This window comes from Phycicoccus elongatus Lp2 (assembly GCF_000367525.1).
Classification (GTDB): Bacteria; Actinomycetota; Actinomycetes; order Actinomycetales; family Dermatophilaceae; genus Phycicoccus_A; species Phycicoccus_A elongatus.
On sequence record NZ_HF570956.1, the window covers coordinates 2,668,979 to 2,680,936 of the forward strand.

Annotated in this window: 11 protein-coding genes; all 11 read right to left on the reverse strand. The window is 70.7% G+C overall.

Annotated elements, in window-relative coordinates:
• Positions 1-53: 53 nt before the first annotated feature.
• Positions 54-1,349, reverse strand: coding sequence for a DUF58 domain-containing protein (locus tag BN10_RS12890; RefSeq protein ID WP_010851693.1), 1,296 nt, complete (start codon positions 1,347-1,349; stop codon positions 54-56).
• A gap of 4 nt (positions 1,350-1,353) precedes the next feature.
• Complete coding sequence (locus BN10_RS12895) at positions 1,354-2,331, reverse strand: AAA family ATPase (RefSeq protein ID WP_010851694.1); 978 nt, start codon at positions 2,329-2,331, stop codon at positions 1,354-1,356.
• Positions 2,328-3,506, reverse strand: coding sequence for a DUF4350 domain-containing protein (locus BN10_RS15845; RefSeq protein ID WP_010851695.1), 1,179 nt, complete (start codon positions 3,504-3,506; stop codon positions 2,328-2,330). The genes BN10_RS12895 and BN10_RS15845 overlap by 4 nt, the downstream gene beginning before the upstream one ends.
• Positions 3,503-4,132: a DUF4129 domain-containing protein gene (locus BN10_RS15850; protein ID WP_051369701.1), complete on the reverse strand. Its 630-nt coding sequence runs from the start codon at positions 4,130-4,132 to the stop codon at positions 3,503-3,505. The genes BN10_RS15845 and BN10_RS15850 overlap by 4 nt, the downstream gene beginning before the upstream one ends.
• Positions 4,129-5,136 (reverse strand): hypothetical protein, encoded by a 1,008-nt coding sequence (locus BN10_RS12910; RefSeq protein WP_010851697.1) that lies wholly within the window; start codon positions 5,134-5,136, stop codon positions 4,129-4,131. The genes BN10_RS15850 and BN10_RS12910 overlap by 4 nt, the downstream gene beginning before the upstream one ends.
• Before the next feature lie 189 nt (positions 5,137-5,325).
• Entirely contained in the window at positions 5,326-5,937 is a 612-nt protein-coding gene (locus tag BN10_RS12915) for a uridine kinase family protein (RefSeq protein WP_010851698.1), read from the reverse strand.
• A 10-nt stretch (positions 5,938-5,947) separates the two neighbouring features.
• Positions 5,948-6,856, reverse strand: coding sequence for an aldehyde dehydrogenase family protein (locus tag BN10_RS12920; RefSeq protein WP_010851699.1), 909 nt, complete (start codon positions 6,854-6,856; stop codon positions 5,948-5,950).
• Positions 6,856-8,295 (reverse strand): aldehyde dehydrogenase family protein, encoded by a 1,440-nt coding sequence (locus BN10_RS12925; RefSeq protein ID WP_010851700.1) that lies wholly within the window; start codon positions 8,293-8,295, stop codon positions 6,856-6,858. Before BN10_RS12925 ends, BN10_RS12920 begins: the two co-directional genes overlap by 1 nt.
• Before the next feature lie 19 nt (positions 8,296-8,314).
• The gene (gene deoC, locus BN10_RS12930; protein ID WP_010851701.1) at positions 8,315-9,310 is read right to left on the reverse strand and encodes a deoxyribose-phosphate aldolase; all 996 of its coding nucleotides are present in this window, start codon (positions 9,308-9,310) and stop codon (positions 8,315-8,317) included.
• Positions 9,311-9,369: 59 nt separating this feature from the next.
• Positions 9,370-10,581, reverse strand: a complete 1,212-nt coding sequence (locus BN10_RS12935; protein WP_010851702.1) for a S1C family serine protease — start codon at positions 10,579-10,581, stop codon at positions 9,370-9,372.
• A gap of 77 nt (positions 10,582-10,658) precedes the next feature.
• Positions 10,659-11,958 (reverse strand): phospho-sugar mutase (locus tag BN10_RS12940; protein WP_040751778.1); only part of this gene is annotated, 1,300 nt, incomplete at its 5' end.

The following is an 11,958-nucleotide window of genomic DNA, read 5'->3' on the forward strand; positions in this document are numbered from 1 at the left end:
GGCCGCGGCATACGAACTGGGTTGGGAAATGGTGCGGCGGTGAACGCCCCGGGTCAGAGCAGGCCGGCGCGCTTCAGGGCCAGGTAGTGATCCGCCAGCGCCGTCGGCAGGGTCTCCGGGGGCTCGTCGATCACGGTGACGCCCAGGGCGCGCAGCGCCGCGGACGTGCGCGCACGCAGGGCCAGGGTGCGCTCGGCGGCGGCTGCGGCATACACGTCCGCGAGGTCGGAGCGAGCGTCCCGCATGGCCAGCACCTCGGGGTCACTCACCGAGGCGACGACGACTCGGTGGCGGGCAACGAGAGCAGGGAGCACAGGTAGCAGCCCCTCCTCGATCGCCGACGGCTCCATGGCTGTGAACAGCACGACCAGGCCCCGCTGACGGCCCAATCGGGAGACCTCCGAGGCGAGCAGGTCCCAGTCTGCTTCGACGATCTGGGCATCGATCGGCGCCAGCGTGCTGATCACGTCGTGCAACACCCCGGCGGCGTCACCCCGGTTGAGCACCCGCGCCCGGACCCGGGCATCACCGGCCAACACCTGCACGCGGTCGCGCGCATGACCGGCGAGTGCGGTGAGCAGCAGCGCCGCGTCCATGGCCGCGTCGAGGCGCGGGGTGTCACCGATCCGACCTGCGCTCGTGCGTGAGGTGTCGAGCACGAGGACGATCCGCTTGTGCTGCTCCGGTTGCCAGGTGCGCACGACGAGGTGCTGGCGTCGCGCTGTCGCCCGCCAGTCGATGGAGCGCACGTCGTCGCCGTCGACCCAATCGCGCAGGCTGTCGAACTCGGTGCCCTGCCCGCGCACCCGCACGGCGGCGCGGCCGTCGATCTGCCGCAACTGGGCCAGCCGGCTCGGGATGTGGCGCCGCGACGGGAAGGGATGAAGCGCGCGCAGCGTCCCGCCCAACGGCACAGAGGCCTGTCGGGCGGCGATCCCCAGTGGGCCGAAGGCGCGGATCGTCACCCGGTCGGCCAACCGGTCGCCGCGTCGCTTCGGGGCCAGCTCCGTCCGCAGGAGGGTCCGTTCACCAGCCGGCACGGTGAGGGCGAGCCGGTCCGGGCTGGCACCGGCAGAGGGCTGCCAGGCGTCCCGGATCCAGCCGCGCAGGGGTCGCCGACCCGCGTTGGTCACCAACACCTCCGTATGACTCCGCTCCCCGACCCGCACCTGCCCCAAGGGCCGCCGCGCCAGGCCGATCCCCGCGGGGGACGCGGCGAGCAGCAGGTCGACAGCGACGACGAGAAGGCAGCCCAGGATCCACAGGCGCACGGTCCAGCCACTGGGCCAGATGACGACCGGCACCAGACCGAGGAGGACGAGCGCGACCGCGCGAGGGGACAGTGCCATCGGGTCAGCGCGGGACGGGCACCGAGTTCAGCGCGCTGTCGAGGACGGAGTCGATTCCCACACCCTCGAGTTCGGCCTCCGGGCGCAGGGTGAGGCGATGCGCGAGCGTCGCCTTGGCGAGGGCCTTGACGTCGTCGGGGGTGACGAAGCCGCGTCCGTTGAGCCACGCCCAGGCACGCGCCGTCGCCATCAGCGCGGTCGCCCCACGTGGGCTGACCCCCAGCGACAGGGAGGGGGAGTTGCGCGTCGCGCGGGCGAGGTCGACGACATAACCGATGACCTCTGGCGAGATCTCCACGCGCCGCACCGCCGCAGCACCCGCCTCGAGGTCGGCGGCGCCCGCCACCGGTGCGATCTGCGCAGTGGTCAGGTCGCGCGGGTCGAAGCCGCCGGCGTGACGGGCCAGCACCTCGATTTCCTGCTCGCGGGGCGGCACCGGCATGACGACCTTGAGCAGGAAGCGGTCGAGTTGCGCCTCGGGCAGCGGATAGGTGCCTTCGTACTCCACCGGGTTCTGCGTCGCGGCAACGAGGAAGGGAGAGGGAAGCGGATGTGCGACGCCGTCGACGCTGACCTGGCGCTCTTCCATCGCCTCCAGCAGCGCCGACTGGGTCTTGGGCGGCGTCCGGTTGATCTCGTCGGCGAGCAGAAGGTTGGTGAACACCGGACCCGGCCGGAAGGTGAAATCGCTGATCCGCGCGTCGTGCACGAGGGAGCCGGTGATGTCGCCCGGCATGAGGTCGGGCGTGAACTGCACCCGCTTGGTCTCGATGGCCAGCGCCGCAGCCAGCGACCGCACGAGCAGCGTCTTCGCGACGCCGGGCACGCCTTCGAGCAGCACGTGGCCGCGGGCCAGCAGGCCGACGAGCAGCCCGGCGACGGCAGCGTCCTGACCGACGACGGCCTTGGCCACTTCGGCGCGCACGCGCGTCAGGGCCTCTCGCGCCTCCGGTGCATCCGCCCGGGTGGGGGTTTCGGTCATCGTGGGGTCACCTTCTCCTCGAGGGTTGCCAGGTCGGTTGCCAGCCGCACGAGGGCGGCATCGGTGTCGGGGGGTGGTCCGTCGAGCGCGGCGCGCGCCGCCTCCAGAGGTATGCCGTGTGCCGCGACCGCGGCCACCACGGCGTCCGGGGCGGCTGAGGTGTCCAGCCGGAGGCGGCTGCGCAGCCGCCCCAGTGTTCCCTGACGCAGGACGTCCGCGGTGCGGGCGCGGTCCTGGGCGGCGCGATAGAGCTCGGCCCGGCTGTGTGTCGTCTCGCTCGCTTTGACGACGACGGGCAGCGGCTCGGGCACGAGCCGTCCCAATCGTCGTCCCGACACCACGGCCAGGGTGAGCACAGCGAGTCCGATGAGGACCAGGCCCGGCATCAGCCAGGCGGGGAGGGCCGGACCCTCCTCCTGGGCGCCGTCGACGGCCCGCTGGTCGGTGATCGACGGGGTGTAGAAGATCAGCCGTGGGTGAGCCCCGAGCACACGCAGCCCGAGGGCAGCGTGCCCGGCGTCGGTGACGTAGCGGTTGGTGAGTGCCCCGCCGAACCCCACGGCATACGTCTGGGGAATTCCCTCGTGGACGGGGACGGTCACGAGCAACGCGCCGTGGTCGATCCCGGCGGTCCGGGGGAGCGGGAAACACGATGTGGCCCCACCATCGGCGATCAGGCGCAGATCGAAGCGGCCGACGGTCGCGTCGTCACGGACCACCGAGTCGCTGCATTCGGCGGCGAACTCGTCCGACCCGCGGCCTCCTGCGGCGAAAACCTGCACGTCCGGATCGATGACATCGAGCACTGCCGGTGCGCCGTCGAGCAGCACCAACCGACCGGCGCCGTTGATCGCGCGGGTGACGGCCTCGGCGCCGCGTGCTGTGAGGAGTCGACTGTCGCCGATGGCCACCGTGGTCTGGGCAGGGCCAGCACTCCCGGCGAGGGCTGCGGAGAGCCCGGCCACGGTGTCGACGAGCTCGACCTGCACGCCGTGATCGCGCAGCACCTCGACGAGAGCGGCCACACCGTTCGGGCCGTGACCGGCCGGGTCGAGATAATTGTCGGTGTTCCTCGGGGCGAGCACTGCGAGCACGATCGAGATCCCGACGATGGAGGCGCACCACAGGAGCACGTTGCGCCCCGAGCGTGCCTTCGCGCGGGCGGTCGCGGTCACCACGGCGCAGCGAGGGCGAGCTGGTCGGGTCGGGCGGAGCGCAGGCGGCTGTCGAGCTCCATGACGCCGCGGACCTGGTCGGCGCTCGCGGCGGCCCGGCCGAAGCGCACGGCGTCGAAGGCCGCGGCGGCATCGGCCACTGCTTGGCGCTCGGTCGGGACGAGGGTGGAGAGTTCCCGGGCCGCCTCGTGGGCGGTGCGACCGGGGCGATCGGCGAGCCAGGTGCGTTCGATGGCCGAGGCGACGACGGCGCGGTAGGCCGCGATCAACGCTTCACCCGCCTCGCCGCGGTCCAAGGCCTGCTGGGCCAGCGCCCGCAGTTCGTCGGCGGTGGCGTCGACGTCCTCGAGCACGCCGGGTGCCGTGGGAGATGCGGGGGCTCGGACGTTCCGGCGCAGGACTCGCCAGAGGACCAGGGCGGCCACGCCCAGGACGAGCAGCACGACCAGCGGCACCAGCCAACTGGGTGCCGAACCGTCGCCACCGAGGCGGGAGAACAGGCCGAAGATCCAGTCTCGGAATCGCTCGAGCAAGGGGCGTTCGACGGTGTAACCGCCCGTCGCCAACTCGCGACGCAGCCAGTCGCGGGCCTCGTCGGTGCCGGGGTCGACCAGCGTTCCGATCACGCCTGCTCTGCCGCCTGCCATGGGGGCGTGATCGTGCCCTCGGCGGCACGCATGAGCGTGACGTCCAACCCCTCGGTGCGCATGCGGGCATCGACGTAGAGGAGTGCGTCGAGCCCGGCTGTGAACGGCGTGGTCAGAGCGCCCGCGATGATCCCGACGACCCCCGTGAGCACGGTCTGCAGCATGTAGACGTCACCGAGGGTGCCGCCGTTGTCGAGAAGGGCGAACATCACGATCATCATCACGATCATCAGCGGGACCATGACGACACTCGATGCCGCCCCGACGAGCATCGCCGTGAGCAGCCGGAGGCCGAAGATCCGCCAGAAGGGCTTCCTGGTGGGCGTCCCCACCAAGGTCCAGGAGCGACGCAGCGAGGCCAGGACGGGCAGGCGCTCGAGCACGATGGCTGATGTCGCGAAGGACAGACGGGTCATGACGACGATCAGGGCCGCAATGAGGACGAGGAGCCAGAGCAGGGCGAGCACCACGAGCACCGCGACGGCTCCACCTCCGAGGTCGGCGCCGCTGGCTGCGGCGTAGACGCCGATGCCGACGGGCAGGCCGAAGCCGATGGTCAGCACGAGTCCCATCGCCAGGCTCACCAGGACTGTGGCCCCGATGAGGGCGAGCAGGCGACCCTTGGTCCCGCGCCAGGTCTCGCCCATGGTGACCTTGCGCCCGAGCACCGCCTGGCCGATGACGTAGGCGAGGAAGCCGGCGAGCATGATGCTGCTGATCGCGCTGGCCAGCGAGGGGAGGTAACTCGCGAACGCCCCCGGGCCCAGCGGGGCCTCAGCGCCGAAGGACTCATCGAGCGTGGTCGTGTCGAGGGAGGCGATCCAGGTTCCCAGGGCTGTGAAGGGGACCAGGGCAACGGCCGAGGTGAGAGCGGCGAGCCCGACGGTGGCCGCGACATTGCCCCGGATCGCCTTGAAGACGGCGCCGAAGAGGTCCCCGAGTTGCAACGGGCGCAGCGGGATGATGCCGGGGCGGAAGTCCACGGCCGGGCGCCATGCGGACGGCGGTGGGGGTGGCGGGGAAGCCTGGGGTGGCTGGGGGGTGGTTTGCCACGATGGCCCCGGCCCCGCGGCATACGGAGGGGGAGGGGTGACGGGTGGCGGCGACGCGCTGCCCGGCGCGGTCCACGGTGATTCGGTCATCTGTTTCCCCCAGTCAACACAGGCAGCACACTATCCGGCACCCGGCCGGTGTGCCGCGAGCGTGTCCTCGACCGCGGTGGCCCGCGCGCAGGTGGCTCCGAGTTTGCGTTGGCGCTCGATGACCGATGGCTCGGACCGCATCAGGGCCCACCCCCGACGGACGAGGATGTGGGGCGGCTTGCGCCGCTCACGCAGGTCGCGAGCCAGCCGACGGAGGAAGTTCACCCCTGGGTGGCGGTGGATGATGCACCAGCCGGAGTGGAGCAGGCCTTCGGCCCGCAGGGGCCCGATCAGCTCGGCGGCGAAGATGCCCTCGGTGAGGATGAGGTCGCCCGGACCGGCCGTGAGCGTTGTCGTGCCGACGGCTCGTGACGTCGGGAGGTCGTAGACGGGCAGCTCGCATGAGCCCGTGTCGACCAGGGTGCGGAGGGCGGCCAGGGCCGCCTCGCCGTTCCAACTGCGCGGGTCGTCCCAGTCGGGGATCCCGAGGCCGGCACTCATCGGCAGGTCGGGATCGTCCTGGTCGCGATAGAAGTCGTCGAGGCGAACGATCGGCCAGTGGTGGTTCGCGGCCAGGCGGGCGGCCAGACGGGACTTCCCCGAGCCGGACGGTCCGGCCAGGATGACAACGCGGGTGCGCATGGTGGTGCGGTCAGCGGCCCTTCGGGTGCCAGACGGTCTTGGTCTCCAGGAAGGTGCTCATCCGCTGCAGGCCAGGCTCGACGCTCCAGTCCGGCTCGATCGCGGCCGCCCCGGCGCCCCCCGGACGAATGACGCGCTTGAGGGTGTCGGCAGCGGCTCGCTCCCACTCACCCCAGGCCTCGCCCTGAAGACCGGCGGCACCGGTGAGGTCGATCCCGTTGACATCGCGGTGCGAGGCCAACCAGGGCGCGATCTCGACGGCGTCGCCGGTGACGATGTTGACGACGCCGCCTGGCACGTCCGAAGTCGCCAGGCACTCCGAGAGGGTGATGGCCGGCAGCGGACGCTCCTTGGAGGAGACGACGACGACCGAGTTGCCGGTGACGATCGCCGGGGCGATCACGCTGACCAGGCCGAGCAGGCTCGACTCCTGCGGGGCGAGGACAGCGACGACGCCGCTCGGCTCAGGCGCCGAGATGTTGAAGAAGGGTCCGGCCACCGGGTTGAGCCCGCCGAGCACCTGGGGCAGCTTGTCGGACCAGCCGGCATACCAAACCCAGCGGTCGATCGCCTGCGAGACAAGGGAATCCGCCTTGCTCGGCGAGACTCCCTCGCTGGCCCGGACCTCCTCGACGAACTGGGCGCGGCGGCCCTCCATGACCTCGGCGACGCGGTAGAGCACCTGCCCCCGGTTGTATGCCGTGGCGCCGGCCCAGCCGGCCTGCGCACCGCGCGCTGCGGTCACCGCATCACGCGCGTCCTTGCGCGAGCCCTGAGAGGCGTTGGCCAAGAACTTCGGTGAGGCGCCCGCGCGGGTGGGTGCGGCATACACCTCGTAGGAACGGCCCGACTCCGAGCGGGGGAACTTCCCGCCGATGTAGAGCTTGTAGGTCTTGCGGACGTCGACACGCTCAGCCATCAGATGCTCCCCTTCAGGTAGGCCTCGAGGCCGTGTCGGCCACCTTCGCGGCCGTAACCGGACTCCTTGTAGCCACCGAAGGGCGACGTCGGGTCGAACTGGTTGAAGGTGTTGGCCCACACCACGCCGGCCTTGAGCTGATCCGCCATCCACAGGATGCGAGAACCCTTGTCGGTCCAGATGCCCGCCGACAGGCCGTAGGGCGTGTTGTTCGCCTTGGCCACCGCCTCCTGCGGGGTGCGGAAGGTCAGCACCGACAGGACCGGACCGAAGATCTCCTCCTGGGCGATCCGGTGCGTCTGCGTGACCCCCGAGAAGAGGGTCGGCCGGAACCAGAATCCCTTCTGCGGCAACGCGCAGCCGTTGTCCCAGCGCTCCGCACCCTCGGCTTCTCCGGCGTCGACGAGCGAGGTGATCCGGTCGAGCTGGGCACGGGAGTTGATGGCCCCGACGTCGGTGTTCTTGTCGAGCGGATCGCCCACGCGCAGGGTCGACAGCCGACGCTGCAGACGCCGAACGACCTCGTCGGCGACGGTCTCCTGCACGAGCAATCGGCTTCCGGCACAACAGACATGGCCCTGGTTGAAGAAGATCCCGCGCACGATGCCCTCGACGGTCTGGTCGATGGGGGCGTCGTCGAAGACGATATTGGCGCCCTTGCCGCCGAGCTCGAGGGTGGCCTTCTTGCGGGTCCCCGCGATCGAGCGGGCGATCATCTTGCCGACCCCGGTCGAGCCCGTGAAGGCGATCTTGTCGATGCCGGGGTGGTCGACGATGGCCTGCCCGGTGTCACCCGCGCCGGTGACGATGTTGACGACCCCGGGCGGCAGCTCCGCCTGCTGGCAGACCTGGGCGAAGAGCAGCGCCGTCAGGGGCGTGGTCTCGGCCGGCTTGAGGACGACGGTGTTGCCGGTGGCGAGGGCGGGCGCGACCTTCCACGCGAGCATCAGGAGCGGGAAGTTCCACGGGATGATCTGCCCGACCACACCGTGCGGCCTCGGATCGGGCCCGTACCCGGCATACGAGAGCTTGTCCGCCCAGCCGGCGTGGTAGAAGAAGTGCGCCGCCGCGAGCGGGATGTCGACGTCGCGGGTCTCCTTGATCGGCTTGCCGTTGTCGAGGGTCTCCAGGACGGCGAACTCGCGCGCCCGCTCCTGCAGGATCCGCGCGATCCGGAAGAGGTACTTCCCGCGGTCGGCACCACTCATCCGCGACCACACCCGGGTGTATGCCGTGCGTGCGGCCTTCACCGCAAGGTCGACATCGTCGGGGCTCGCCTCGTGGATGTCGGCGAGCACCTCCTCGGTGGCCGGATTGACGGTCTTGAACGCGGTGCCGCGGCCGTCCACCCAGTCGCCGTTGATGAACAGGCCGTAGGTGGAGTCCACGTCGACGACGGCTCGGGACTCGGGTGCCGGGGCGTACTCGAAGGTGGGCATGATGTCCTCTTTCGCCGGCTCAGTAGGCCGTGCTCGGGGAGTCGTCGGCGATGTAGGTGGCGCTGGAGTAGACCCCGTCCTTCATCTTCTGGCGCTGGAGCAGCAGGTCGTTCAGGAGAGAGGAGGCGCCGAAGCGGAACCACTGGTTGTCGAGCCAGTCCTCACCGGCGACCTCGTTGACCGCGACGAGGAACTTGATCGCGTCCTTGCTGGTCTTGATGCCACCGGCAGGCTTGACGCCGACCATCTCACCGGTGAGTTCACGCCAGTCGCGCACCGCTTCGAGCATGATAAGGGTGACGGGGAGTGTTGCGGCAGGCTGGATCTTGCCCGTGCTGGTCTTGATGAAGTCGCCACCGGCGAGCATCGAGAGCCACGAGGCGCGGCGGACGTTGTCGTAGGTGACGAGTTCGCCAGTCTCCATGATCACCTTGAGTCGGGCATCGCCGCAGGCGGCCTTGGTCTGGGCGATCTGGTGGAAGACGGTCAGGTAGTCGCCGGAGAGGAAGGCCCCACGGTCGATGACCATGTCGATCTCGTCGGCACCGGCCGTCACAGCGTCCTTGGTGTCGAGCAGTTTGACCGGCATCGAGGCGCGGCCACTGGGGAAGGCGGTGGCGACGGCGGCGACCTTGACCCCCGAGTCGCCCAGGACCTCCTTGGCGGTTGCGACCATGTCGCCGTAGACGCAGACCGCGGCCGGGCGGGGGGTGGTGAGGTCGCTCGGGTCGGGGGAGAGGGCCTTGGCGGCCAGGCCGCGCACTCGGCCGTGGGTGTCGGCCCCCTCGAGCGTGGTCAGGTCGATCATCGAGATGGCCAGATCGATCGCCCAGCGCTTGGAGTCGTTCTTGATACTCCGCGTGCCGAGCCCGGCGGCGCGGGCCTCACAGCCGACCTGGTCGACACCCCGCAGCCCGTGAAGCCAACTGGTCAGGGCCTGGTTGGTCAGTCGCGAGACGCCGAGCAGGTCGCGGGCCCGGGCCGTGGCGTCGACGGCGGTGTCAGTGGTGCTCACCCGAGGAGTCTAGGGCGACCTTGGCGACCCACCGATTCGTTCGGGGGGCCGGGGCCCGATCAGTCTGCGGGACCGGCCCCGAGCGTCACCGTCTGCGAGTGGACCGCGCCGGCGCCGTCGGTCCAGGTGATCGACACCGAGTCGCCCGGCTCGTGCGCATCGACCAGGGCCCGCAGCGCGTCGGCACTGTTGACGGCCTTGCCGTCGAGGGCGGTGACGATGTCGCCCGCGCTCAGACCTGTGGAGGCCGCCCCGGACCCGTCGATGACCCCGGCCACGGCGGCCCCGACCGTGTTCGAGAACTGCTGGCTCAACCGCACCCCGAGGAAGGCCGGCACGCCTTGGTGGATCGTCTCGTTGTCGACGCCGGCGACGATCTGCTCGGCGATGTCGAGGGCGTGGTTGATCGGAACCGCATACCCGGCGACCGTCTGGCCGCTGCGCGCCGAGGTCTGGGCCGCGGTGTCGACACCCACCACCTTGCCGGAGGCGTCATAGAGGGGCCCACCCGAGTCGCCGGCCCGAATGCCCGCGTTGGTCTGGATCAGACCCGTCAGGTCCTCGGCGTTTCCGCCCCCTTGGTCGCTCGCGGTGATCGACTGTCCCAGAGCAGTGACGACGCCGGTCGAGGCCGAGGTGCCGGGTTCGTTGCCGGCGTTCCCGACCCCGGTGACCGCATCGCCGACACTGACGGTGTCGGAGTCGCCGAGAGTGGCGGTCGCCAGGCCTGACGCGTCCTTGAGCTGGATGACGGCCACGTCGTTCGTCGGGCTGGTGCCGACGACCGTTGCCTCATAAGTCTTCCCCGTCGACAGGTCGGTGACCTCGAGGCTGGTGGAACCCTCGACGACGTGGTTGTTGGTGAGGACTCGGCCGTTGCTCGTCAGGATGATCCCGGTACCGGCCGCCTCGCCCTGCCCAAAATTCTCCGTGGCGACGATGTCGACGACACCTCGGACCTGCTCGCTGCTCGCCGTCCCGGTCGTGCCGCCGGAGGTGCCGGACGAGCCGCCAAGGTCTCCGAGCCCGCCGGTGGTGCCGGAGCCACCCGGCGAGACGGGGGTGCTCCACCCGCCCCCGGTGTTGCCGTTGCCGAACTGCGGCGTCGTCGTGGTCCCACTCGTCGGCGCCTGCTGGACGGCGGCAACGGACGAGGTCCGCGACTGGACGAGGTCGAGGGCGACGACGCCGCCCAAGGCAGTCGCGGCGAACGTGCTGGCGGCGGCACCGACGCCAGCGGCAGCAATGAGGAGGCGGTGGCTCGTGTTCATGGGCGCCACTCAACGCCCGGGGTCTGGATGCTCGCTGGAGGCTGCCTATGGCCAACCTGTGCATCCAGACGTCCGCCTCAGATCGAGGTGAATCCCTCGTATGCCGCGCGCAGAGCCGCGAGCCGGCTCGCCGCCCGCTCCCGGGCGCCGCGCAGGTCATCGCCGGTCACCGGCTCGATCACCTCGAGGTAGACCTTGAGCTTCGGCTCGGTCCCGCTCGGGCGGACGATAATGCGCGAAGCGTCGGTGAGGTACCACCGAAGTCCCTCCGTCGGGGGCAGTCCACCATCGCCGAGGGCGAGATCATCGAGACGCGAAACCTCCACTCCCGCAACGGAAGCCGGCGGGTCGGCGCGCAGTCGCTCCATGATCCGACCGATGATCGACAGGTCCTCGACTCGGATCGAGAACGCGTCGGTGGCGTGCACACCGTGCTCTCGGGCCAGGTCGTCGAGGCGGACGGTCAGGTCACGCCCCGCAGCCTTCTCGGTCGCCGCGAGCTCGGCCAGCATGAGGGCTGCCGTGACCCCATCCTTGTCCTTCACGTGGTCAGGGTCGACGCAGTAGCCCAGCGCCTCCTCGTAGCCATAGGCCAACCCCGGAACCCGCCCGATCCACTTGAATCCGGTGAGGGTCTCCTCGTGCGACACCCCGGCCGCCCGCGCCATCGTGGCGAGCATCCGCGAGGAGACGATCGAGTTGGCGAGGACGCCCCCCTCGCGGACCCCGCGCGCGATGACGTGCGAGCCGAGCAGTGCGCCGACCTCGTCCCCGCGGAGCATGCGCCAGCCCCCGGGACCAGCCACAGCGGCGGCGCACCGATCGGCGTCGGGATCGTTGGCGATGACCAGGTCCGGGCCGGTCTGCTCGGCCAACTCCAGGGCCAGGTCCATCGCCCCGGGTTCCTCGGGGTTGGGGAAGGACACAGTGGGGAACATCGGGTCCGGCTCGGCCTGTGCGACAACTGATATCGGTTCCGCGAAGCCCGCGGCGGCAAAGGCGGCGCGGATCGTCTCGGTCCCGACACCGTGCATCGCGGTGTGGACCACCGTCAGGTCACGGGGCGCAGTCGGCGCGACCACGGAGGCGGCGTCACGGACGTAATCGGTGATGACGCTCTCCTCGACGACCTCCCAGCCGCCGTCGGCCAGCGGCACCTCGGCGACGCGCTCTATCCGACCGATCTGGTCCGCGATCATGCTGTCGACGGGAGGCACGATCTGCGAGCCATCACCGACGTAGACCTTGTACCCGTTGTCCTGCGGCGGGTTGTGACTCGCCGTGACCATGACCCCCGCGTCCGCGCCGAGGGCGCGCACGGCATACGCCAGCACGGGGGTGGGGAGGGTTCGTGGCATGAGCGCGGCCCGCCCGCCC

Bases quoted from the DNA above. Each gene is read 5' to 3' on its own strand.
- BN10_RS12895 (WP_010851694.1), bottom strand. From the start codon at position 2,331: ATGACCGAAACCCCCACCCGGGCGGATGCACCGGAGGCGCGAGAGGCC.
- BN10_RS12925 (WP_010851700.1), bottom strand. From the start codon at position 8,295: ATGCCCACCTTCGAGTACGCCCCGGCACCCGAGTCCCGAGCCGTCGTC.
- BN10_RS12935 (WP_010851702.1), bottom strand. From the start codon at position 10,581: ATGAACACGAGCCACCGCCTCCTCATTGCTGCCGCTGGCGTCGGTGCC.
- BN10_RS12890 (WP_010851693.1), bottom strand. From the start codon at position 1,349: ATGGCACTGTCCCCTCGCGCGGTCGCGCTCGTCCTCCTCGGTCTGGTG.
- BN10_RS12915 (WP_010851698.1), bottom strand. From the start codon at position 5,937: ATGCGCACCCGCGTTGTCATCCTGGCCGGACCGTCCGGCTCGGGGAAG.
- BN10_RS12920 (WP_010851699.1), bottom strand. From the start codon at position 6,856: ATGGCTGAGCGTGTCGACGTCCGCAAGACCTACAAGCTCTACATCGGC.